The organism is Streptomyces sp. NPDC043746 (assembly GCF_056436485.1).
In genome coordinates, this window is record NZ_JBWKCM010000006.1 from 115,485 (window position 1) to 136,060 (window position 20,576).

Genomic DNA, 20,576 nt, shown 5'->3' on the forward strand with positions numbered 1-20,576 from the left:
GCGCCTGCGGGGCGATGCGTTCCGCCCCGGTGGGCGTTGGTCCCTGGGGCGCGAGCGCGCTCGGGCAGACGACCGACAAGGGTGTGAGGCAGGCGATGACGGACATGGATCGCAGGAGGGTTCTGCGGCTGACCTCGGCGGCGACCATCACCGGGGGGCTGGTCGCCGGGGCGGGCGGGGTGGCCCACGCGGAGCACAGGGAGGCCCGCCGGATCGTCCTGACCGGCAGGCGCACGGGCGCGAACATCCCGGACGTCCTCACGGCCGGCGTCCCGTACTTCGTCCGCTACGACCTGACGGACGCGCAGGGCGACAGCGTGGGCACCGAGAACGCGCACTGCCTGCCTGTCGCCGTGGGGCTGGACGGCTCCTTCGTCCTGGCGACGCTGGTCCTGAGCCTCGACGACGGCCTGATCACGGCGGCCACGGCCTTCGAGCGGCCGCTCCCCGCCGTGACCGAGTCCCCGGTGAACGCCCAGCCGTGGTCCCACGTCTTCGCGGTCACCGGAGGGACGGAAGCCTATGCGGGCGCGGCCGGGTCGATCACGATCGACCACCTGACGAGGGACGACGACGTGCTCACCATCGACCTGGCCGACGCTTCGCTGTAGGCGGGCGAGGCGGCTCCCCGAGCGCCCGTCCCCTGTCGTACCGGCCCTGGTACACCCCGCCCCGACGGGCGGGGCGGGGTGTACCAGGGCCTTTTACATCCTGTTTAATTGCATGCTGTTCGCAAAAACAGTCGATCTTGAACAGGGATGTGCAGAGTATGACGGCCCGATCGATACGCGGGGCGGTCGCCGCCACGCTGGTGACCGCCCTGTCCCTGACCGCGGCGTCCTGCTCCGACCCGGAGGGCCCCGGCAGCGGCTCCGGGACCGCGACCACCTCGGCCGTGGTCGGCATCGCCTACGAGCCCGACAGCCTGAGCCCCCTGCTCGGCTACGGCAAGGACGGCAACTCGAAGATCTTCGACGGGCTGCTCACGCTGGACGCCGACATGAAGCTCCAGCCGGCCCTCGCCACCGCGCTTCCCGAGGTGAGCCCCGACGGGCTGACCTACACGTACAAGCTGCGCCAGGGCGTGAAGTTCAGCGACGGCAAGCCGTTCGGCGCCAAGGACGTCGTCTTCACCTACCGGACGATCCTGGACGCCAAGACCAACAACCCCTCCCGCACCGAGCTGGACGCCGTCAAGGACGTCACGGCCCAGGGCGAGGACACGGTCGTCTTCACGCTCAAGTACCCCTACGCGCCCTTCGCCCAGCGCACCGTCCTGCCCATCGCGCCCCAGCACATCGCGGGCGAGCAGGACGTCAACACTGGGGCCTTCACCACCCGGCCCATCGGCACCGGGCCGTACGTCCTCACCAACTGGTCCAAGGGCGAGAAGCTCAGCTTCACCGCCAACCCCCACTACTGGGGCGGCGCACCCGAGGTGAAGAAGTTCACCATGGCGATCATCAAGGACGACGACGTGCGCGCCACCCGGCTGCGCTCCGGCGACCTGGACGGCGCGATCCTGCCGCCCAACCTGGCCAAGGGCTTCGCGAGCGACAAGGGCAAGAAGACGTACGCGGCGAGCAGCTACGACTACCGCACGGTGACCCTGCCCACCCACAACAAGGTCGCCGGTGACACCGCCGTCCGCCGCGCCCTCGACGTGGCGGTGGACCGGCAGGCGATGGTCGACGCCATTCTCAACGGCAGCGGAAAGCCCGCCTACGGCCCTGTCCCCACCGACAGCGAGTGGTTCACCCGGGGCACCGAGCGCACCCACGACCTCGCCGCCGCCCGGAAGATCCTGGACGAGGCCGGCTGGAAGCCGGGCAAGGACGGCATCCGGGTGAAGGACGGGGTACGGGCCACCTTCCCGCTCTGGTACCTCAGCGGTGACAAGCTCCGCCAGGAGCACGCCCTCGCCTACGCCTCCGACGCCAAGAAGGCGGGCATCGACATCCGCACCGAGGCCGGGACCTGGGAGGTCATCGAGCCCCGGATGAAGCACGACGCCGTGCTCGCGGGCGGCGGCTCCCCGGCCGACCCCGACTTCGACCAGTACACCCTGCTGAAGTCCTCCCTCGCGGGCGACGGCTTCAACAACATGGCCTGGTACGACAACAAGGCCGTCGACGCGGCGATCGAAGCCGGCCGCAAGAGCGGGGACAAGGCCGAGCGGAAGAAGGCGTACGACACCGTCCAGCGCGAGCTGGTGAAGAACCCGGGCTACACCTTCCTCACCCACATCGACCACCTCTACGTCGTCGACGACCGCTTCGGCCCCCTCACCACCCAGGTCGAGCCGCACGACCACGGCCTGGCCTCCGGCCCCTGGTGGAACGTCGAGAAGTGGAAGACCGAGGCCACCGGAGACACGAAGAAGTGAAGCCCCGCCTCCCCTGGGGGCCGATGGCACGGATGGCGGGACGGCGGGCCCTGTTCGCCGTCCCGGTCCTCCTCACCGTCACCTTCGGCGTCTTCGCCGTCGCGGCCGCGTCCCCCTTCGACCAGGTCAAGGCGTACGCGGGTACCGCGGGGCTGACCGCATCGCAGGAGAACCTGGACCAGCTCCGGGCCAACCTCGGTGTGGACCAGCCGCTCGTCGCCCGCTGGTGGAACTGGCTGACCTCGGCCCTCCAGGGCGACCTCGGGGACTCCAGCGTGATGCGCCAGCCGGTGGCCGACGTGATCGTCGAGCGCATGGGCTGGTCCGCCCTGCTCGCCACCTCCGCCTTCGTCATCGCGATCCTGCTCGGCACCGCGCTCGGTGTCCTCGCCGCCCGCAGGCCCGGCGGCTGGCTCGACCGGGCCGTCAGCTCCGCCGCGTACACGCTGGAAGCGGCCCCCGCCTTCTGGCTCGGCCTTCTCGCCATCTGGCTCTTCGCCCTGAAGCTGGGCGTCCTCCCGGCCGGCGGACTCACCGACGCGGGCAGCGACGTGGTCACCTTCGGCCAGGTCGCCTCCCACCTGGTGCTGCCCGCGGCCGTCCTCGGCATCTCCCAGCTGCCGTGGTTCTTCCTGTACGTACGCCAGGGGGTCGTCGACGCCCTCGCGGAAGACCCCGTACGCGGGGCACGCGCCCGCGGACTGAACGAGCGCACGGTGCTCCTCGGCCACGGCCTGCGCTCCGGGATGCTCCCCATGCTCACCCTGATCGGCTCCCGCGTCCCCGAACTCATCACCGGGGCGCTCCTCATCGAGACCGTCTTCAGCTGGCCCGGCATCGCCGCCGCCACCGTGGAGGCCGCCACCTCGGTGGACTTCTCCCTGCTGGCCGCGCTCACGGTGCTGGCCACCGCCGCCGTCCTGCTCGGCAACCTCCTCTCCGACCTGCTCTACGGGCTCGCCGACCCCCGGGTGGCCTTCGATGGCTGAGACCGCGCCCGCCCCGCTGCCGGGCCGCACCACCCGCCGCATCCGGGTGGTCACCTCCGTGACCGTCGTCGTCGCCGTCGCGCTCGCCGTGCTGGTCGTGCCGCCGCTCGCCCAGCTCGACGAGCAGGCCGTCGACCTCTCCAACAAGCTCCACCCGCCGTCCTGGGCGCACCCCTTCGGCACCGACGACGTCGGCCGCGACCTGCTGCTGCGCTGTGTCTACGGGCTCCGGGTCTCGCTGCTCGTCGGCCTGGTCGCCGCCCTCACCGCCACCGTCGTCGGCACGGCGATCGGCGCGCTCGCCGGGGCGTTCGGCGGCTGGCCGGACCGGATCGCGATGCGGGTCGTCGACACCCTGTCCTCCATCCCGCATCTGCTGCTCGGCATCTTCATCGTCGCCATGTTCCGGCCCGGTGTCTGGCCGGTCATCGTCTCGGTGGCCCTCACCCACTGGATCTCCACCGCCCGGATCGTCCGCTCCGAGGTGCTCTCGCTGCGCTCGCGCCCCTTCATCGACGCGGCCGTCTCCGGCGGTGCGTCCCGGGGCCGGGTCATCGTCCGCCATCTGCTGCCCGGGGTGCTGCCGCAGGCCGGGCTCGCGGCGGTCCTCATGGTCCCGCACGCCATGTGGCACGAGTCCGCGCTCTCCTTCCTCGGCCTCGGCCTCCCCGCCCACCAGGCGAGCCTGGGCAACCTCGTCCAGTCCGCGCGCGGTTCGCTGCTCGCCGGGGACTGGTGGCCCACGCTCTTCCCCGGCCTCTTCCTGATCATCCCGACCCTCGCCCTGGCGGGGCTGGCCGGAGCCTGGCGGGACCGGATCAACCCGCGCCGGAAATCGGAGCTGATGCTGTGACCGCCGACCGCGAGACGCCCGGGGCTTCTGGAATCCCCGGGGCCTTGGAGACCCCTGAGGTTACTGGGACCACGGACATCCCCGAGTCCGCCGTTCTGGATGTCCGGGACCTCTCCGTACGTTTCCGGATGCGCGGCGGGCGGGACATCGCGGCCGTCACCGACGCCCGGTTCTCCGTCGCCCCGGGGGAGTGCCTGGCTCTGGTCGGGGAGAGCGGCTGCGGCAAATCCGTTCTGGCCTCCGCGCTGCTCGGCCTGCTCCCGGCCAACGCGCAGACCACCGGCAGCGCGGTGCTCGGCGGGGAGATCGACCTGCTGACGGCAGGTGAGCGCACCCTCGCCCGCACGGTACGGGGGCGGCGCATCGGCCTCGTACCGCAGAGCCCCGCCGCCCATCTCACGCCCGTGCGCACCGTCCGCGCCCAGCTGGAGGAGACCCTCCGCGAGCTGACCGGGGTGCGGGGGGCCGCAGCCGCCCGGGAAGCGGCGGAGAAGGCCGCCGCCCGGGCCTCGTTCCCGGCCGACCACCTGGACCGCTACCCGCACGAACTCTCCGGCGGCCTCGCCCAGCGCGCGGCCACCGCCCTCGCCCTGATCGGGGACGCCCCGCTGCTGCTGGCGGACGAGCCCACCACGGGCCTGGACCGGGACCTCGTCGAGCGGACCGTGGACGAGCTGCGCCGCCACACCGACGAGGGCCGGGCGCTGCTGATCATCACCCACGACCTGGCGGCGGCCGAGCGGATCGCGGACCGGGTCGCGGTGATGTACGCGGGCCGGATCGTGGAGATCTCCGACGCCGGGCCGTTCTTCGGCGTCCCCGGCCCCCGCCACCCGTACGCCGAGGGGCTGCTGGCCGCCCTGCCAGAACGGGACTTCGCCCCGATCCCCGGCATGCCGCCCGAACTCGGAGCTCTTCCCGACGGCTGCGCCTTCGCCGCCCGGTGCGCCCGCGCGGACGCCCGCTGCACCGCCGAGCGCCCGGCCTTCGAGGACCGGCTCGCCTGCCACCACGGGCTGACCGGCCGTACGCATTCCCTCGTGAAGGAGGCCGCCGATGCTTGAGCTGACCGGCATCACCGCCGGCTACGACCGCCGCGACCCCGTCGTCCGCGATGTCTCCCTGAGCGTCGGCCACGGCGAGGCGGTGGGACTGCTCGGCCCCAGCGGCTGCGGCAAGTCCACCCTGGCCAGGGTGGCCGCTCTCCTGCACCGCCCGGACGCCGGAACCGTGACCCTGGACGGCACGGTCGTACGCGGCTGGCGCCACCGCGCCCCGCGGGACCAGCGGACCACCGTGGGCGTCGTCTTCCAGCAGCCCCGGCTCTCCGCCGATCCCCGCCTCAGCCTCCGCGAAGTCATCGCCCAGCCGCTCCGCGCCACCGGCCGCCGCCGTGAGGTCCCCGAGCGGGTGGCGGAGCTGGCCTCCCTGGTCGGCCTCTCCACCGAACTGCTGGAGCGCCGCCCGCACGCGGTGAGCGACGGCCAGCTCCAACGCGCCTGCCTGGCCCGGGCGCTGGTGCTGCGGCCGAGGCTGCTCATCTGCGACGAGATGACCGCGATGCTCGACGCCTCCACGACCGCAGCCCTGGTCGCGGTGGTGGAGGCCTACCGGACCCGGTCCGGCGCCGCACTGCTGGCCGTGGGCCACGACCGGGTGCTTCTGGAGCGCTGGTGCGACCGGACGGTCCGCTGGGGCGCCCGGGCGGAGCCGGAGCGCACCCTCCCCGTTCCATGATCGTTGACCGGCCCCCCGACCAGCCGGGGCCCGCCCGGGAGGCCGTCTGGAGCGAACTCCTGGCCGCCGGGGCCGACCACCTCAACACCGACGACCCGGCCGGACTCGAGCGCTTCCTCCGTGCCCGTGCGGGCGCGTCCCGCCTCCCGTAACACCGCACAGCCGCGAAGTACCCGTTCGGCGGACACGCCAGTGCGCCGAACGGCCGCCCCGCTGCGCCACACTGGCGGCCGAATGCCGCAAATCAGGCGCGGCGGAGGAGGTTGGCCGTGGTCATTTCGATCTCACTGGTGCTGCTGCTGACGATCCTGGCGGTGATCTTCCTCCGCAACGGCGGGTTGAAGCTCTCGCACGCGATCGTCTGTGCCCTGCTGGGCTTCCTCCTGGCCAGTACGAGCATGGCGCCGACCATCCACGACGGGATCGGCGCCACCGCCAACCTGGTCAGCGGCCTGCACCCCTGAGCCGGGCCCGGGTCAGGGGCCGTGACCCCCGGGCGACCCGGCCCCGGGCGACCCGGCCCCGGGCGACCCGGCCCCGGGCGACCCGGCCCCGGGGGGCACGGGCCCCGGACCGTACGCACGGCGCCCGGCGATCGAGCACAATGGGCGGATGTCCTTTCCGTCCTCCGGCCGGCACTCGGGCGCCGCCCACCACGAGCACTGCAACACCGTCCTCTGCTGCCGGTGCCAGATGCGTGTCTGGACCACCCAGGCGGGCAACGAGCGGCTCTGCGGGCCGTGCGCCGCCTGCTGCCAGGCGTGCGGCCGGGCCCCCGCGCCCCACCTGGACGGGCTCGACGGAGGGCTCTGCGCCGAGTGCCGAGGCCTCTGCGGCCGCTGCAACGCCCCCAGGCGGCCCGACGGCGGCTGCGGCTGCGACCGCTGGAGGGAGAACGCCAAGAGCAACCCCAGAGGCTATGTCCTCCAGGCCCTGCCGCATCAGCTCGTCCAGGCCCTCGGCGGCCGGATCCCGAGCACCGTCCACGACCTGATCCACCAGGAGCTGGAACGCAAGCGCACCGCCGGTCTCCTGCGTGAGCGCATCGAACGCCGCTGGAACCAGCGCTGGTCCCACGCCCTCAACGAGCGCGACGAGGACGGCCGCCGCCGCTGGAGCGCCCAGGACATCGCCGAGCAACTGCTGATGCCCGGCTCCTGCCCCGACCCCGAGTGCGAGGACGGCCACCTCACCACCACCGACGCCCCCTGCACGCGCTGCCGACAGCCGCTGCACCGGTTCGTCACCTCGGTCGCCGGCCACACCGCCGACCCGGACCACGCCCGTGCGGCGGCGGCCCGGATCCGCCGGGCGATGGTGGAGAACCGCACCCACCGCAAGCCCCCGACGCGCTGAGAGGGCCCCGGGCCCGAAGCCGCCGCCCGCCCGTCCGGTGCGCTCCTCGGCGTGTTCCCCGGGGCGTCGCCCCGCCCGTGTGTCGCGGGCCGTTGCCGTCGGCCCCGACGGCAAGGGCGTACGTCGGCGCCTTCGACGGCATCGTCGCCGTACACGACACCGCCTGAGCCGTGGGCGTGCTGATCGGACGTGGTGACCGGGCCGCACGCCCTATGCTCGCGGCCATGGAGCAACGGGAAGTCGTGAAGCGTGTGATCGGCATCCTCACAGAGGCGCGCGAAATGCAGCGCCTGCTGGAGGCGGACCTCGAACGGGAAGACCTGGACGCGGGGGCGGGCGCCGTCACGGCGCTGCTGAACGAGACGATGCCCCACATCGCCATCCCCGACGACTTCTCCGTCGAGGAGGTGGTGACCGTGGTCGGGCGGGAGGTCGGCGGCGCGGTCGAGCAGCTGGTGAGCGCCTTCACCCTCGCCTTCACGATGCTGGCGCAGGTGCACGACTCCGGGCAGACGGACGTCTCCTCGGCCGACGTCCTCCAGGACCTGGCGCTGCGGGTGGAGGCCGGCGGCCCGGCGGACGAGGACGGCGGTCCGGTGCTCTAGAGAGAGGAAGAGAGGCGCGGACCGTCGTCACGGAGTCGAGGTACGGTCCGGGCGCCCCGACCGGGCCGTCCTCCTGCTCCTCAGCCGTCTGTCAGCGCGTGCGGGCCCGCTCCGTGACCGCGGCGGCGACGTCCTTGTCCAGCGCCGCCCGGACGAGCGCGGCCGCGAACGTCGCCCCGTCGTGTCCGCGCGCCGCCCGGGCCAGCCGGCCCAGGGAGGTGGGCAGGCCCAGCCGCTCGGCGCCCTGCAGCCCCTTCGCCCCCACCCAGGGGCCGGTCTCCGGCCAGAGGGACTGCACTTCCCGTACGAAGACGTCGGCGCCGGCCGGTCCGATGCCCGGCACCCGCTGGAGCCCTTCCACGAGCCGGTCCCGGTCGCCGTCGGCCTCCGCGCGCAACCGGCGCAGATCGCCGCGCCAGGTGTCCAGGACGAGCTGGGCGCCCTCCCCGAGCTGGGTGGCGGTGCGCTCGTCGTAGCGCCGGTAGTGGCCCTCGCCCAGCGCGTCCACCCGCTGCTGCCAGGTGGCGTCCACCATCCGGCGCGGGGTGCGCATGCCGTGGTCGTACAGGGCGCGGGCGGCCGCCACGGCGACCGAGGCGCGGATACGGGCGGAGAGCAGCAGGCTCAGCACCAGGAGCTGGTAGAGGGGCTGCGGGGTGTCCTTGAGCCGGATGCCCGCCTCCTCGGCGTACGTCTGCCCGCACTCCGCCACCAGCGCGTCGACGGTCCGGCGCGCCGGGGGCGACCGCCTCCCGCTCATGCCAGCCCGAAGACCCGCGCGAGGAAGAACCCGGCGACCAGCAGTGCGCCGAGCACGATGAGGCCGATCCAGACGGCCGGGTGCTCCCAGACACCGCCGTCGGGGCGCTCCTCATGGGCTTCGCCGATCGAGCCCTCGGCGGGGGGCGTCTCTCCTGGGGGATTCAGCAGAACAGCCATGTCTCCAGCGTCCCCCCGTCCCGGCCCCGGCGCACGCCGTAGCCATCCGGCCCCGCTCCTCCACCTGCGCAGGGCCGTACGGAGGCACCCCGCCCGCAGACCGCTCGGCGCGGCGAAAACCGGGCACCGTCAAGGAATGCCCGCAGTCTCCGCACCCGCACCCGTCGTCAAACTCGTGCAGCGCACCACCGAACCGGCGGGGGTGCAGACGCTGCGCTCGACCGCGGCCGCCGTCATCGCCTACTCCGTGGCCGTCTGGGTGCTGCCCGAACCGGCCCCGCTGACCGCACCCCTCACCGCGCTCCTGGTCGTCCAGGTCACCCTCTACGCCACCCTCACCACCGGCATCCGCCGGGTGAACTCCGTCGTCGTCGGCGTCCTCATCGCCATCGCCTTCAGCTCCCTGGTGGGGCTCAGCTGGTGGAGCCTCGGGCTGACCATCTTCACCTCGCTGCTGATCGGGCGGCTGGTGCGGGTCAACGAGTTCGTCCCCGAGGTGGCGATCAGCGCGATGCTCGTGCTCGGCGTCTCGCAGGTCGCGGACACCGCCTGGGACCGGGTCTGGGAGACGCTCATCGGGGCGGTGGTGGGGCTGCTGTTCAACCTGGTCTTCGCGCCGCCCGTCTGGGTCAGGTCGGCAGGCGCGTCGATCGCCTCCCTGGCCGGTCGGATGGGCACCATGCTCCGCAGCATGGGCGAGGAGGTGACGGGCAACAACCCCGTCCCGCAGGCGGCGGCCCGGCTCCACGAGGCCCGCAGGCTGGACCACGACATCGTCGAGGTCGATGCCTCGCTCCGCCAGGCGGAGGAAAGTCTCACCCTCAACCCCAGGGTGAGACAGGGGCTGCTGAACCGGGTGGTCCTGCGCACCGGGCTCGACACGCTGGAGATCTGCGCGGTCGTGCTGCGCGTCCTGTCCCGCACCCTCACCGACCTGGCGAAGGCCCGCACCGAGGAGACGCTGTTCCCGGCGGATGTGGCGGAGCTGCTGAAGGAGTTGTTCGGCCGGCTCGCGGACGCCATCGAGGCCTTCGCCGTACTCGTCACCACCCCGCTCGCCGCCGACGGCGAGGCGGCGGAGGACCGGCTCGCCGAAGCCCTCGCCCGCAGCCGCGCCACCCGGGACCGGGTGGCCGACCTGCTCCTGGAGGACGTCCAGGAGCACCCGCGCGAGTGGCAGCTGCACGGGGCGCTGCTCGCGGAGATCGACCGGGTGCTGGCCGAACTCGACATCGACGAGCGGACGAAGCGGCTCGGCGAGGAGCTGGACCGGCGCTCGTCCGAGGCCCACGAGCGCCACCCGCGGGTCCGTGCGCTGGTGCGGCGGCTGAGCCGGACCGGGGCGTGACCCGTCCGGGTGGCGCGCGCGGGATGCGGACGGCTCCGGTCGCTGGTTCGCTGAGGGCAGTGGTGCCCGCTGTCCGAGAAGGTCCGAGAAGGCCAGGGCAAGCAGGAGCACATCCAGAGACCGAGGAGTGGTGATGAGCGGATCCGACGAACCCGCCGACCTGGCGCGGCAGATGCGTGAGAAGGCCCAGCAGCTGGCGGAGGCCGCGGAACGCGCGAGCGACCCGCGGGAACGCGAGCGGTTGGAGAGGAAGTCCCGCTCCATGCGGGACCGGAGCGAGCAGCAGAGCGGTATGGCCGCCGGAGACATCCATCCGCAGAAGTGACGGAGCGCGGGTGTGCTCAGGCCGCCCACTCCAGCAGCCGTTCCACCGGCCAGGTGGTCACCACCCGGTCCGCCGGCACGTCGCACTCCTCGGCCCGCGCGCAGCCGTACGGCTGCCAGTCCAGCTGGCCGGGGGCGTGCGCGTCCGTGTCGATGGAGACGAGCGCGCCGGCCTCGACCGCCCGGCGCAGCAGACGGCGGGGCGGGTCCAGCCGTTCCGGCCGGCAGTTGATCTCCACCGCCGTCCCCGCCTCGGCGCACGCGGCGAAGACCCGGTCCGCGTCGAACCGTGACTCGGGCCTGCCGCGCCCGGACAGCAGCCGGCCCGTGCAGTGACCGAGGACGTTCGCCCGGGGATGGCGTACGGCCGCCTCCAGGCGCCGCGTCATCGGGGCCGGGTCCATCCGCAGCTTGGAGTGGACGGAGACCACCACCACGTCCAGCAGCTCCAGCAGCTCCGGCTCCTGGTCCAGCGAACCGTCCGGCAGGATGTCGCACTCGATCCCGGTCAGCAGCCGGAACGGCGCCCACTCCTCATTGAGCCGCTCCACCACCTCCAACTGCTCCCGCAGCCGCTCGGGCGACAGACCGCCTGCCACCGTCAGCCGGGGCGAGTGGTCGGTGAGGACCGCCCACTCGTGCCCCAGCTCCGCCGCCGTGAGGCCCATCTCCACGATCGGGCTGCCGCCGTCGGACCAGTCGGAGTGGAGATGGCAGTCGCCCCGCAGCCGGGCGCGCAGCTCCCGGCCCGCATCCGGCGGCGGCTCGGCGGCGGCCTCCTCCTCCAGCCGCTCCAGATAGCCGGGCACCTCGCCCGCCTGGGCCTCCCGGATCACCTGGGCGGTACGCGGCCCGATCCCGGAGAGCCGCTCCAGGGTCCCGGCGGCCACCCGCTCGGCCGCCTCACCGGGCTCCATCGAGGCCACGACCTCGGCGGCCCTACGGAAGGCCTTCACCCGGTAGGTGGCGGCCTGCGAGCGCTCCAGCAGGAACGCGATCCGCCGCAGAGCGGTGACGGGGTCCATCGGCACCTCCACAGGCTCGTCGGCCGCCCGGCCGATACCCCTGTCCGGGCCGCCTCCCACCAGGATGGCCGCCCCGGCCCCCGTACGGCCACCGCACCGGTCCCGGAGCGCTCTACGGGCCGACGGCCCAGCGCTCGGCCCCGTGGTCGTAGTCGTGGACGGGCCGCCCCGGCGCCCCGCTCGTACGGAACGGGCGCCCGCCGTCGTCGATCCGTACCGTCCCCGACCGGCCGCCGCCGCTCCACCGCAGCTCCGCCACCCAGTCGCAGTCGCAGCGGGCCGCACGCGCGGTGACGAGCAGCACCTCGGGGTCCGAGGCCGAGACCCGGTACGGGAAGGAGACCGCCGGGATCGGCTCCCCCGTGTCGTTGCCCGGCACGGACCGGGCCACGGGACGCTCCCTGTCGAGATCGACGTCGAACATCCGCGGCGTGAGCGCCCCGCCGCACCCGGAACTCATCCGGTGCACCCGCCCCTCGGCGGGCGCCCGCCGCTCGACCACCCGGATCCGCAGCGCCTCCAGCACCACCGCCCCCTGGTCCTTGCCCTGGAGGGTGATCCGCACGCCGGTCTCACCCGCGTGCACCGCGCCGAGCGCCGCCGCCCAGACCTTCGCGTCGGCCTCCTCCGGAGGCGGCGGGACGGCGGCCGGGGGCCGGGCGACGAGATAGGAGTGCCCGCAGCCGTACTTCCACACGTGATCGTCACTGGTCCAGGTGAACGGGGGAGCCGGTGGCGCTGACACGTCCGCCGCCCCCTCGGCCCGCTTCGGCAGGGACCCGGCCAGGGCGAGTGCCAGCACGGCGACGGCCCCGCACACCGAGAGAGCCTGGGCCCAGCGGCGTACGGAGGGGGCGCGGCGGGCCGGGGGCGGTGCGCCGGCGTGGGTGGACGGACTTGTGTCGGGGTGCGCGGAAGCGGGGGCGGAGGCGGGGGTGCCGGGCACGGCAGGTCGCCCGGCGGCGGGCGGCACGGAACCGCCGGGCGCGCCCCCTCCCGGTGGGTGCGGGCGTTCGGTGCCGGTCCCGTCCGTAGCCGACGCCCGGGGGCTCGCGTCGTCGAGCAAGTCCGTACCCACCGCTGCCAGGCCCTCGGCGCCCGGAGCCCGGACCGGGAGCGGGGCAGGGCCCGCGTCGGCCCCCTGCCCGGCCCCGGCCCCCGCCTCCATCCGCTCCACCCGTTCCGCGTCCGCCCGTAGCCACAGGCGGTGCAGGGTCCGGCGCTCCTCGGGCGTGCGGCCGCACAAACGGGCCAGCCGCTCCACAGGGGCGAACTCCGCCGGCACGGTCTGCCCGGTGCAGTAGCGGTGGAGCGTCGAAGTGCTCACCCCGATCCGGCGGGCCAGCGACGCGTACGTCCGGCCGGAGTCCGCCCGGAGCCCTCGCAGGCGCTCCGCCAACGCCTCGCGGGCGCAACCCCCGGCCGTTCCCCGCTCCTCGTCCGACACCCGCAGTCCTCCTCCCGGCCTCCCCGGCCGTCCCAGGGGCGTTCCACCCCCCTGGGAACACCCACGTCAGCGGGGGTGGGACGGTTCCGTGCCGACCGGAACCGGTGTCGTTCTTGTCGGCGCCCCCGCACCCGCCCCAGTCTGTTGCCGTGCCGACCGATCCGGCACACCGACCGACTGCGACCACCTGAACGGGGAGTTCCACCATGCGCACCACTCGTACGCTCCGCACCGCCCTCCTGACCGCCGCCGCCGCGGGCCTGGCCGTCACCGCGCTGTCCTCGGCGCCCGTCTCCGCCGCCCCCGCGCCCTCCGCCTCCGCCGCGCCGCAGTTCCTCTCCGCCGCGCAGTGGCCCGCCTCCCACACCCCCTGGACCGCCGGTCCGGTACGGAAGGGGCTGCCCCAGGACGGTTCCTTCTGCACGGCCGGCACCACCCCGGCCCCGGGCACCCGCCACCGGGACTTCCGTACCGAGCTGGACACCGGGGCCCGCCAGACGATCACCGTCGCACCCACCACCGCGAAGGCGAAGGCGCTCGCCGCCGAGCTGCGGACCGCGCTGGCGACCTGCCTGGGACGGATGAAGGAGCAGGACCCGGGCATCGAGGGCGTCAGCCGGTACCACGGGCGGGTGAACGTGGAGGAGGGCGCGTACGTCTACAGCATCGACACCTCCCACCCCGAGGCCGGCTCCACGGACATCGGCCTCTACGCGGTCGGCCGGGACGGGCGCACGGTGACCGTCCTGGAGTGGGGACAGCTCGGTGGCCTGGACGGCGCCCCGCTGAAGGGGTTCAAGAAGACCACTGCCACCGCGGTCGCCAAGCTGCACTGAGACAGGCGCGGCGGACCGGCCGGAGGGGCTCCCGGCCGGTCCGCCGACGTGCCCGCCCCCTCCGCCTGGAGCATCCTGGCTGTGTGACCCGGCACGATGCGACCCGCCCGGCCCGCTTCCCCGGCAGCGGGGCCGCGGCCGGGGAAGCCCACGGCGGCCGAGTACCGGACGAGCTGTCCCTCGTACTCGCGCAGGGAATCGTGAGCGCCGTCGAGTCCGCCGAGGGGTACGCGGGTGGCGTCTATCTCCGCTCCGGTACCCACGGCCTGCTGCGCCTGGCCGTGCTGGCCGGGCTGCCGGGACCGCTCTTCCGACCCTGGTGGCGGATGCACATCAACCGGCCGTTCCCCGTCTCCGAGGCCTACCGCACCGGGCGCCCCGTGCTGCTCGCCGACGCGGAGGAGGCCATGCGCCGCTTTCCGCAGCTGATGGCAGGGCTGCCGTTCCCCTTCGGCTCGCTCTGGATCCCGATCGCCGGCCCGAACGGCAGCATGGGGGTCCTGGCCATCCTGCGCCCCGCCACCCCCGGCGAGGAGGTCGACCCCGCCGTCGGGGAGCGGCTGCTGAGCCTGGGCCGTCGGCTGGGGGCCGCGCTCGCGGATCTGGAGTCGCGGTCCTTCCCCGTCGTCTGGGAGAGCGAGCCGATCCCCGTCCAGCTGCCGGCCGCTCCCGCACCGCCGGTGCGGGTCGGGCGCTTCGACTGGGACCTGCACTCCGGGGGCCTCACCGCGGACGACGACCTGTGCGCGATCTTCGGCACCGAGCCGGAGGACTTCCCGGGCACGGTCGACGCCCTCGCGGAACGCCTCGTGCCGGAGGACGTGTACGGGCTGTGGGCGCTGGCCCGGCAGGCGGTGGAGTCCGCCGATCCGGTGGTGCGGCGGATGCGGCTGCGCGGCCCCGACGGCCGCTACCACCTGCTGGAGCTCTCCGGCCGCTGGACCCATCCGGACGGCGAGAGCGCCGAGAGCCATCTCACCGGCTTCGTCGTCGACTTCGGCGCCGGGCCCGTCGTCGCGGAGGCGGCCGATCGGCTGCCCCGGGGAATCGTCTCCCTGGACCGGATCGGCCGCATCACCTACGCCAACGCGCTCGCGGAGAAGCTGCTCGACCGCCCACGGGGGGAGCTGGTCGGCCATGTGGTGTGGGAGGTGCTGCCGTGGTTCGGTCATCCGGCGTACGAGGACCACTGGCGGGCGGCCCTGATCTCCGACGAACCCGTCCACTTCCTCGCCCGGCGTGACCCCTCCGTCTGGCTCTCCGTCTCCCTCTACCCGGGTCACGACGGGCTGAGCGCGGTATTCCAGGCGACCGAACAGCCGGCGTACGCTCCCGGCTCCGTCACCGCGCCCGGCCTGGGCATCGGCTCCGCCGCCGACCGGGCCTCCGCGCTCTACCGCCCGGTCGCCCTGGCCATCGCGCTCACCGAGGCGGTCACGGCCCGTCAGGTCTCCGCCGTCGTCACCGAGGAGCTGCTGCCCGCGTTCGGCGGGCGGCAGCTCGCCATCTACCTGCTGAGCGAGCGCCACCTCCACCTCGCCTGGGAGACGGGGTTCCCCAAGGGGTTCCTCGACCGCTTCGACGGGGTCGGGCTCGACGTCTCCATCCCGGGCGTGGAGACCCTCACCACCGGGCGCCCGATCTTCTTCGAGTCCATGCAGCGGCTGGCCGACGCCTACCCGGGCATCCCGATGGAGACCGACGTAGGGGCGCGGGCGTTCCTGCCGCTGATCGCCTCGGGGCGGCCCGTCGGCTCGTGCATCCTCGGCTTCGACCGGCCGCGCGGGTTCAGCCCGGAGGAGCGCACCGTCCTGACCGCCCTCGCCGGACTCATCGCCCAGGCCCTGCAACGCGCGCAGCGGTACGACAGCGAGTCGGCGCTCGCCCGGGGGCTCCAGGACGCCCTGCTGCCCCACCGGCTGCCGGAGGTGGAGGGGGTCGACACGCTCGGGCGCTATCTCTCCGGCACCCAGGACATGGAGGTGGGCGGCGACTGGTACGACGTCATCGAGACCGGCCACGAGCTCGCCCTGGTCATCGGGGACGTCCAGGGGCACGGTGTGTCCGCGGCCGCCACCATGGGGCAACTGCGCAGTGCGGTCAGGGCGTTCGCCCTCAGCGACCATGATCCGCAGGAGGTGGTGAGCGGCACCAACCGGCTGCTCATCGACCTGGACCCGGGGCAGTTCGCCAGCTGCTGCTACATCGTGCTCGACCCGGTCACCGGACGGGCCCGCGCCGTGCGGGCGGGCCATCCGCAGCCGGTGCTGCGCCACCACGACGGCCGGACCGGGGTGCTGGACCTGCCCGGCGGCATCGTGCTCGGCGTCGACGGGCACGCGACCTACCCGGTCGCCGAGCTGACCCTCGCACCGGGCGACATGCTGGCCCTCTTCACCGACGGGCTCATCGAACGGCCCGGCACCGACATCGACGAGGGCATCGAACGGCTGCGCGCCACGATCGCCGGGGTCGGCACCGTCCCGCTGGCCGAGACGGCGAACCGGGTGATGGGGGAGGCCCGGCAGGCGGCGGACCGCCCCGACGACATCGCCCTGCTGCTCGCGGCCCGCTGGACGCACACTCCCGAGAAGCCGCCGCCGCCGTCCCGTGGCACCGCCCCGCCCGACCTGTGGCGGACCTTCCGCGGGCCGGGCCCGGGTGGCGCGGGAAGCACCCCGGGCCCGGCCTGACGGGCAACAGCCCCGTATGCCTCAGGCGCCCGAGGCGTCCAGCATGCCCTCGCGCTCCACGACCTTGATCCGCTCACGGCCCTGGGCCGCGCCGAGCGCCTGCTCGTGGGCGTCCAGCTTGTGCCAGCCCTCCCACGTCGTGTAGCGGACGTTCCGGCTCTCCAGGAAGGCCTCGACGGCCTCCGGGGCGGGCGTCGCCGGCTCGGCCAGCCGGCCGGCGGCGCGGTCCTCCAGGAGGCAGGCGACGGTCTCGTTGGCGTCGCCCTTGGTGTGGCCGATCAGACCGATCGGGCCGCGCTTGATCCAGCCCGTGACGTAGACCGAGGCCATGTGCTCGCCACCGGAGACGACCCGGCCCGCCTCGTGCGGGACCGTGCCGGAGGCCACGTCGAAGGGGAGCTTCGGCAGCTCCTCCGAGTAGTAGCCGACGGCCCGGTAGACGCTCTGGATGTCCCAGTCGGTGAACGCGCCGGTGCCCCGGACGTTGCCGGTCCCGTCCAGCTCGGTCCGCTCGGTGCGCAGCGCGGTGACCTTGCCGTCCTCGCCGAGGATCTCGACCGGGGACTCGAAGAAGTGCAGGAAGAGCTTGTGCGGGCGGTCGCCGACATCGCGGATCGCCCAGTTCTCCAGCGTCTGCGCGACCATGTTGGCCTGCTTGTTCTCCCGACGGGTGGCGATGGAGCCCTCGTCGTAGTCGATGTCCTCGGGGTTGACGATGACCTCGATGTTGGGGGAGTGGTCCAGCTCCCGCAGTTCCATCGGGCTGAACTTGGCCTGCGCCGGGCCACGCCGCCCGAAGACGTGCACCTCCAGCGCCTTGTTCGCCTTGAGGCCCTGGTACACGTTGTCCGGGATCTCGGTCGGCAGCAGCTCGTCAGCCGTCTTGGCCAGGACACGGGCCACGTCCAGCGCCACGTTGCCGACGCCGAGGACGGCGACCTTCTCGGCGGTCAGCGGCCAGGTGCGCGGGACCTCGGGGTGGCCGTCGTACCAGGAGACGAACTCGGCCGCGCCGTGGGAGCCGTCCAGCTCGATGCCGGGGATGTCGAGGGCCCGGTCGGCCTCGGCGCCGGTGGAGAAGATCACCGCGTCGTAGAACGAGCGCAGGTCGTCCAGGTCGATGTCGTCGGGGTAGCTGACATTGCCGAAGAGACGGATCTGCGGCTTGTCCAGCACCTGGTGCAGCGCCTTGACGATGCCCTTGATCCGGGGGTGGTCGGGGGCCACGCCGTAACGGATCAGACCGAAGGGAGCGGGCATGCGCTCGAACAGGTCGATCGAGACCCCCGGGTCCTGGCAGACCTCGGATTTGAGCAGCGCGTCCGCAGCGTAGATACCGGCGGGGCCGGCTCCGACAATGGCGACGCGGACGGGGCGTGTCATGGCGTGTTGATCCTTAAGGCGGGCGAACGCGGGCAGGTCAGGCAGGTCGGGCAGGTTACAGAGTACGCGGCAAGTAAGGGTGGGCTTACTAGTGTCCACCCCACACGGTAAGCCAAGGCCGGGTGCGGCTTCCGACCCGCCCTACGGAGCCGCCCGATAAGTCCGTTTTCGTGAAGCGGTTTGGGCGATTTTACCCTTTTATTACTCCTTTCCGTAAAGGGGCCTATTGGGGTTCTTGGGTAATTTTGACTGTAGCCATTTCGGCCGCCCTCGCGTGAAGTGGCGAGCGTCACGCCCGGGAGTGCGGACGCGGAAGCGGAGGGTTCGGTTCCCTTCTGCGCGAAGAAAGTTGACACCGCGACGGAGTCGGCCCCGGCCCGGAATTCCGTTGTTCGATCTTGCGGAAAAAGAAGATCCAGAATTCAGGGCTTGTTCCCCCCGATGTTTTTCGCCTACGGTCACGGCAATCCGGATGGAACGCCGAATCCTGCCGCCGTCCGGGAATCCGCAACCCACTCACGTACGGCAGGAGCGGGGGACCCAGGTAAGTCGCCGATCCGGAACACGGAGCGGCTAGGGGTGAAGTCGCATGTCCATGCGGCCAGACATCTCCCGTCTGAACCCGACAGCTCACCCCGTAGGCGCCGGAGAGGAAATTCCCCATGCCCGCACAGGGTAAGCACCGCCGTCCCAAGTCCGTCTCGCTGGGCCGTGGCATCGCCGCCGTGACCACGGGTGGAGCCGTTCTGGCCCTGCCGGTCCTCGGTGCCACCACCGCCTTGGCCGCCCCCGTGCCCGCCGTCGCCGAAAAGCCCGTGGCTGCCGTCTCCGTGACCGCCCAGGTGAATTCCGTGACGAAGGCCGCGCCCGTCAAGCACTCCGTGGTGTCCGGCGAAACGCTTTCCAAGATCGCCCGCGACTATTCCGTCAGTGGCGGCTGGAAAAAGCTCTACGAAGGCAACCGGAAGGTCATCGGGGAGAACCCGAACCTTATTCACCCGGGTGTCACGCTGACCGTCGGTGCCAAGGCTGCCGCCTCGTCAGACGCCAAGGCCGGCAAGGCCGGCAAGTCGACCCCGACCGCCGACCGTGCCGCCTCGGCCGAGCGAGCCGACCGCTCCGCGCGCGCCGCCGCCGCCAAGGCCGCCCCGGTCGCGTACACCAACGACCTCGACGGCTGGATCAAGGAGTCGCTGGCCGTCATGGCCCGGCACGGCATCCCCGGCACCTACGAGGGCATCCACCGCAACATCATCCGCGAGTCCTCGGGCAACCCCAACGCCATCAACAACTGGGACTCCAACGCGGCCAAGGGCACACCGTCCAAGGGGCTGCTCCAGGTCATCGACCCGACCTTCCGGGCCTACCACGTGCCCGGCACCTCGACCGACAGCTACGACCCGGTCGCCAACATCACCGCCGCCTGCAACTACGCCGCGGCTCGCTACGGCTCGATCGACAACGTCTTCGGCGCCTACTGATCCCCACGCGTACACGGCGTACGACAACCCGAGGGGCCCTGGACCGCACGGTCCAGGGCCCCTCGGGCGCCCCGCGAAGCCGCCCCCGAGTTCTTCGTGGCTCACCACGCGATCGACAGTGGAACCTGTTTCATTCTGCTGAGACGAGATACGCCACGCGAGCGGTACGGGCCTGCGTGGTGAAGCCTCCGAGGCGTCTCCCGTCGACGGCAGGCGGAACGGCGGCCCGTCAGAGACCGTGCGGGGGTGCGCGGTTCAGGCCGGCGCCGTGCCGCTCGCGAGCAGCAGTGCCAGATTCGCGGCCGCCACGGCCACCGCCCCCGCCAGCGCGGCCTTGCGCCACCACCGGCCGAGCACCAAACCCGCCAGGGCCACCACGCCCGCCAGGCTGAGGGCGGCCAGGGCTCCGGCGCCCGCCGGACCCGGCGGGCCGAGCGCCAGCACGGCCGTCGCCCCGAGCAGCGGCACCGGCAGCAGCAGCCGGGTACCCGTGGCGCCGAGCCGGTGAGGGAGACCCCGGATCCCGGCGGCCCGGTCCGCCTCGACGTCCGGCAGGGTGTCACCCAGGTGCGCCGCCACCCCGAGCAGTGCCCCCGCCGCCACTGCCCACCACCGGGGCCAGGGCGCACCCGGCGCGGCGAGCGCCACCAGCGAGGGGAGGGCGGCGAACCCCACCGCGTACGGGACCCAGGAGAGTGCCGTCGCCTTCAGTCGGAGGTTGTAGAGCCAGGCAGCGGCGACCGCGGCCAGGTGCACCGTACCGGCGAGGAGGCCGCAGGCCAGCGAGAGCGGTACGCACAGGACGCCCGCGACCGCCGCCGCACCCCACGCCACCCGGACGGGGACCGCGCCGTCGGCGACCGGCTTCCCCCGGCGCCCGGCGAGGGCATCGCGCCGCACGTCGTGGGCGTCGTTGCACCAGCCCACCGAGAGCTGCCCGGCGAGCACCGCGGCCCCCACCAGGGCGAGCCGTCCGGGGGAGAGTCCCACCCCGGCGGCCAGGGCGCAGGCGAGTGCGGTCACCGCCGCCACCGGCCCCGGATGGCAGGCCAGCGCCAGCCCCACACCCCGGCCCGGCCGCCGGACCGCCGTCGTCACCGCTGCTGCCCCGTCCATGGCATCCATCGGGCGATCGTAGGGACCTGGCAGCCCGTCAACACGGTGACCACACGGG

The 20,576-nt window shown here is 73.3% G+C and carries 20 protein-coding genes, 1 pseudogene and 1 riboswitch; of the genes and pseudogenes, 15 read left to right on the forward strand and 6 right to left on the reverse strand.

The genetic code is table 11. From position 1 onward, the window contains the following. Positions 1-95 precede the first annotated feature (95 nt). From AC0682_RS09205 to AC0682_RS09250, 10 genes and pseudogenes are all read left to right on the forward strand, one after another. Positions 96-611, forward strand: a complete 516-nt coding sequence (locus AC0682_RS09205) for a hypothetical protein (RefSeq protein ID WP_478531885.1) — start codon at positions 96-98, stop codon at positions 609-611. A 158-nt stretch (positions 612-769) separates the two neighbouring features. Beyond that, a complete protein-coding gene (locus tag AC0682_RS09210) occupies positions 770-2,386 on the forward strand; it encodes an ABC transporter substrate-binding protein (RefSeq protein ID WP_478531886.1) in 1,617 nt (538 codons plus the stop codon). 23 nt (positions 2,387-2,409) lie between these two features. Continuing rightward, the gene (locus AC0682_RS09215; protein ID WP_478531887.1) at positions 2,410-3,375 is read left to right on the forward strand and encodes an ABC transporter permease; all 966 of its coding nucleotides are present in this window, start codon (positions 2,410-2,412) and stop codon (positions 3,373-3,375) included. After that, entirely contained in the window at positions 3,368-4,228 is an 861-nt protein-coding gene (locus AC0682_RS09220) for an ABC transporter permease (RefSeq protein WP_478531888.1), read from the forward strand. Before AC0682_RS09215 ends, AC0682_RS09220 begins: the two co-directional genes overlap by 8 nt. A gap of 128 nt (positions 4,229-4,356) precedes the next feature. Next, positions 4,357-5,292, forward strand: a complete 936-nt coding sequence (locus AC0682_RS09225) for an oligopeptide/dipeptide ABC transporter ATP-binding protein (RefSeq protein ID WP_478532057.1) — start codon at positions 4,357-4,359, stop codon at positions 5,290-5,292. Further along, positions 5,285-5,965, forward strand: a complete 681-nt coding sequence (locus AC0682_RS09230) for an ABC transporter ATP-binding protein (protein WP_478531889.1) — start codon at positions 5,285-5,287, stop codon at positions 5,963-5,965. Before AC0682_RS09225 ends, AC0682_RS09230 begins: the two co-directional genes overlap by 8 nt. 14 nt (positions 5,966-5,979) lie before the next feature. Further along, positions 5,980-6,117, forward strand: a pseudogene (locus AC0682_RS09235) (hypothetical protein); the annotation flags it as partial. A 117-nt stretch (positions 6,118-6,234) separates the two neighbouring features. Next, positions 6,235-6,429, forward strand: coding sequence for a hypothetical protein (locus AC0682_RS09240; RefSeq protein ID WP_018487623.1), 195 nt, complete (start codon positions 6,235-6,237; stop codon positions 6,427-6,429). 148 nt (positions 6,430-6,577) lie between these two features. Then, a complete protein-coding gene (locus tag AC0682_RS09245) occupies positions 6,578-7,321 on the forward strand; it encodes an FYVE zinc finger domain-containing protein (protein WP_478531891.1) in 744 nt (247 codons plus the stop codon). A gap of 212 nt (positions 7,322-7,533) precedes the next feature. Beyond that, a complete protein-coding gene (locus AC0682_RS09250; RefSeq protein WP_478531893.1) occupies positions 7,534-7,926 on the forward strand; it encodes a hypothetical protein in 393 nt (130 codons plus the stop codon). Between the two features lie 91 nt (positions 7,927-8,017). On the opposite strand, the gene AC0682_RS09255 is transcribed toward AC0682_RS09250, so the two are convergent. Together AC0682_RS09255 and AC0682_RS09260 are read right to left on the reverse strand one after the other, a co-directional pair. Beyond that, the gene (locus AC0682_RS09255) at positions 8,018-8,686 is read right to left on the reverse strand and encodes an endonuclease (protein WP_478531894.1); all 669 of its coding nucleotides are present in this window, start codon (positions 8,684-8,686) and stop codon (positions 8,018-8,020) included. Continuing rightward, on the reverse strand, positions 8,683-8,865 hold the full coding sequence (locus tag AC0682_RS09260; protein WP_478531896.1) for a DUF6480 family protein: 183 nt from the start codon (positions 8,863-8,865) through the stop codon (positions 8,683-8,685). Before AC0682_RS09260 ends, AC0682_RS09255 begins: the two co-directional genes overlap by 4 nt. A 136-nt stretch (positions 8,866-9,001) precedes the next feature. Here AC0682_RS09260 and AC0682_RS09265 point away from each other — a divergent pair, with 136 nt between their 5' ends. Beyond that, positions 9,002-10,213 carry an FUSC family protein gene (locus AC0682_RS09265; protein WP_478531898.1) on the forward strand — a complete coding sequence of 404 codons (1,212 nt, stop codon included), beginning with the start codon at positions 9,002-9,004 and terminating at the stop codon, positions 10,211-10,213. Between the two features lie 133 nt (positions 10,214-10,346). After that, positions 10,347-10,538, forward strand: a complete 192-nt coding sequence (locus AC0682_RS09270; RefSeq protein ID WP_478531899.1) for a DUF6381 family protein — start codon at positions 10,347-10,349, stop codon at positions 10,536-10,538. 16 nt (positions 10,539-10,554) lie between these two features. Here the strand turns inward: AC0682_RS09270 and AC0682_RS09275 are convergent, their stop codons facing one another. Continuing rightward, a complete protein-coding gene (locus tag AC0682_RS09275) occupies positions 10,555-11,562 on the reverse strand; it encodes a PHP domain-containing protein (RefSeq protein WP_478531901.1) in 1,008 nt (335 codons plus the stop codon). Between the two features lie 112 nt (positions 11,563-11,674). Next, complete coding sequence (locus tag AC0682_RS09280) at positions 11,675-13,009, reverse strand: helix-turn-helix domain-containing protein (RefSeq protein ID WP_478531902.1); 1,335 nt, start codon at positions 13,007-13,009, stop codon at positions 11,675-11,677. 206 nt (positions 13,010-13,215) lie between these two features. On the opposite strand from AC0682_RS09280, the gene AC0682_RS09285 reads away from it, so the two are divergent. Next, positions 13,216-13,845, forward strand: coding sequence for a hypothetical protein (locus AC0682_RS09285; protein ID WP_478531903.1), 630 nt, complete (start codon positions 13,216-13,218; stop codon positions 13,843-13,845). Between the two features lie 83 nt (positions 13,846-13,928). Next, positions 13,929-16,538, forward strand: coding sequence for a SpoIIE family protein phosphatase (locus tag AC0682_RS09290; RefSeq protein ID WP_478531905.1), 2,610 nt, complete (start codon positions 13,929-13,931; stop codon positions 16,536-16,538). 21 nt (positions 16,539-16,559) lie between these two features. Here AC0682_RS09290 and AC0682_RS09295 read toward each other — a convergent pair whose 3' ends face one another. Further along, entirely contained in the window at positions 16,560-17,921 is a 1,362-nt protein-coding gene (locus AC0682_RS09295; RefSeq protein ID WP_478531907.1) for an FAD-dependent oxidoreductase, read from the reverse strand. Positions 17,922-18,420: 499 nt separating this feature from the next. Continuing rightward, positions 18,421-18,580: riboswitch (cyclic di-AMP (ydaO/yuaA leader) on the forward strand. A 3-nt stretch (positions 18,581-18,583) separates the two neighbouring features. Between AC0682_RS09295 and AC0682_RS09300 the strand changes: the two genes are divergently transcribed. Continuing rightward, positions 18,584-19,402, forward strand: a complete 819-nt coding sequence (locus AC0682_RS09300; RefSeq protein WP_478531909.1) for a transglycosylase SLT domain-containing protein — start codon at positions 18,584-18,586, stop codon at positions 19,400-19,402. Positions 19,403-19,657: 255 nt separating this feature from the next. Here AC0682_RS09300 and AC0682_RS09305 read toward each other — a convergent pair whose 3' ends face one another. Further along, positions 19,658-20,527 carry a UbiA family prenyltransferase gene (locus tag AC0682_RS09305; RefSeq protein WP_478531911.1) on the reverse strand — a complete coding sequence of 290 codons (870 nt, stop codon included), beginning with the start codon at positions 20,525-20,527 and terminating at the stop codon, positions 19,658-19,660. Between the last annotated feature and the right edge of the window lie 49 nt (positions 20,528-20,576).

Excerpts from the sequence above, each read along its gene's own strand:
- AC0682_RS09220 (WP_478531888.1), top strand. The coding sequence starts at position 3,368 with ATGGCTGAGACCGCGCCCGCCCCGCTGCCGGGCCGCACCACCCGCCGC.
- AC0682_RS09205 (WP_478531885.1), top strand. The coding sequence starts at position 96 with ATGACGGACATGGATCGCAGGAGGGTTCTGCGGCTGACCTCGGCGGCG.
- AC0682_RS09255 (WP_478531894.1), bottom strand. The coding sequence starts at position 8,686 with ATGAGCGGGAGGCGGTCGCCCCCGGCGCGCCGGACCGTCGACGCGCTG.
- AC0682_RS09265 (WP_478531898.1), top strand. The coding sequence starts at position 9,002 with ATGCCCGCAGTCTCCGCACCCGCACCCGTCGTCAAACTCGTGCAGCGC.
- AC0682_RS09275 (WP_478531901.1), bottom strand. The coding sequence starts at position 11,562 with ATGGACCCCGTCACCGCTCTGCGGCGGATCGCGTTCCTGCTGGAGCGC.
- AC0682_RS09295 (WP_478531907.1), bottom strand. The coding sequence starts at position 17,921 with ATGACACGCCCCGTCCGCGTCGCCATTGTCGGAGCCGGCCCCGCCGGT.
- AC0682_RS09225 (WP_478532057.1), top strand. The coding sequence starts at position 4,357 with ATGCGCGGCGGGCGGGACATCGCGGCCGTCACCGACGCCCGGTTCTCC.
- AC0682_RS09215 (WP_478531887.1), top strand. The coding sequence starts at position 2,410 with ATGGCACGGATGGCGGGACGGCGGGCCCTGTTCGCCGTCCCGGTCCTC.
- AC0682_RS09300 (WP_478531909.1), top strand. The coding sequence starts at position 18,584 with ATGCCCGCACAGGGTAAGCACCGCCGTCCCAAGTCCGTCTCGCTGGGC.
- AC0682_RS09285 (WP_478531903.1), top strand. The coding sequence starts at position 13,216 with ATGCGCACCACTCGTACGCTCCGCACCGCCCTCCTGACCGCCGCCGCC.
- AC0682_RS09245 (WP_478531891.1), top strand. The coding sequence starts at position 6,578 with ATGTCCTTTCCGTCCTCCGGCCGGCACTCGGGCGCCGCCCACCACGAG.
- AC0682_RS09210 (WP_478531886.1), top strand. The coding sequence starts at position 770 with ATGACGGCCCGATCGATACGCGGGGCGGTCGCCGCCACGCTGGTGACC.
- AC0682_RS09230 (WP_478531889.1), top strand. The coding sequence starts at position 5,285 with ATGCTTGAGCTGACCGGCATCACCGCCGGCTACGACCGCCGCGACCCC.
- AC0682_RS09305 (WP_478531911.1), bottom strand. The coding sequence starts at position 20,527 with ATGGATGCCATGGACGGGGCAGCAGCGGTGACGACGGCGGTCCGGCGG.
- AC0682_RS09250 (WP_478531893.1), top strand. The coding sequence starts at position 7,534 with ATGCTCGCGGCCATGGAGCAACGGGAAGTCGTGAAGCGTGTGATCGGC.
- AC0682_RS09270 (WP_478531899.1), top strand. The coding sequence starts at position 10,347 with ATGAGCGGATCCGACGAACCCGCCGACCTGGCGCGGCAGATGCGTGAG.
- AC0682_RS09260 (WP_478531896.1), bottom strand. The coding sequence starts at position 8,865 with ATGGCTGTTCTGCTGAATCCCCCAGGAGAGACGCCCCCCGCCGAGGGC.